This window comes from Neisseria sp. P0021.S007 (assembly GCF_051956855.1).
Map to the genome: position 1 here is coordinate 1 of NZ_JBQCXA010000293.1, position 844 is coordinate 844.

At 53.1% G+C, this 844-nt stretch carries 2 protein-coding genes and 1 pseudogene; 2 read left to right on the forward strand and 1 reads right to left on the reverse strand.

Annotated features, from left to right (window positions below; genetic code table 11):
• Window positions 1–96: 96 nt before the first annotated feature.
• Window positions 97–204: pseudogene (locus tag ACTHUR_RS12905) on the reverse strand (IS5/IS1182 family transposase); the annotation flags it as partial.
• A gap of 119 nt (window positions 205–323) precedes the next feature.
• Between ACTHUR_RS12905 and ACTHUR_RS12910 the strand changes: the two are divergent.
• The gene (locus ACTHUR_RS12910; RefSeq protein WP_342032300.1) at window positions 324–722 is read left to right on the forward strand and encodes an HIT family protein; all 399 of its coding nucleotides are present in this window, start codon (window positions 324–326) and stop codon (window positions 720–722) included.
• Window positions 723–777: 55 nt separating this feature from the next.
• A partial coding sequence (locus tag ACTHUR_RS12915) for a twin-arginine translocation signal domain-containing protein (RefSeq protein WP_440398892.1) occupies window positions 778–844 on the forward strand: 67 nt, incomplete at its 3' end.

Consider the following 844-nt stretch of genomic DNA (forward strand, 5'->3'; position numbering starts at 1 on the left):
CCCTTTCATGATGTCAATGATTTTTTTCGCTTTGGCTTGTGTGATCACGTTAAGAGTGCCGAAGAGTGTGCCGACTTAATCACGCCCTCCTATTTATAGTGGATTAACTTTAAACCAGTACGGCGTTGCCTCGCCTTGCCGTACTATTTGTACTGTCTGCGGCTTCGTCGCCTTGTCCTGATTTAAATTTAATCCACTATATTTTGGTGAACCCTACCTGAATGGTGGTTTTACGCATTCATACCGCTGACTGCCATTTATCTCGTTCTAAAAATCCTGATTGAAATCATCCGATTCCTATTTAGACTCAGAAAGAAACCCCCATGACCTGCCCCATCTGCACTGCCGACAACGAAGATATTTTGCTACGAACCCCAAACCTGCGCGTCATCGCCGTCCACAACGAAGCCGCAGCCCCGGCATTCTGCCGCGTCATCTGGAACGACCACATCGCCGAGATGACCGACCTTTCAGCCGCCGAACGTGCCGAAATCATGGAAATGGTGTATAAAGTCGAAGCCGCCATGCGCCAAGTATTCCGTCCCGCCAAAATCAACCTTGCCAGCCTGGGCAACGTCGTCCCCCATCTGCATTGGCACGTCATCGCCCGCTTTGAAAACGATGCCAACTTTCCCGCCCCGATTTGGGCAGCCCCCGTCCGCGAACACGGCATGACCCTGCCGGACAACTGGACGGAACAAGTCAAAGCCCTGCTGGCGTAATGTTCAGACGACCCCTGCCGAAAAGGTCGTCTGAAACCCAACCAAAGGAAACCATATGACCTGGAAAACCTCCCGCCGCCATTTCCTCCGCGCCTGCTCCGCCGCAGCCGGAGCCGGACTGC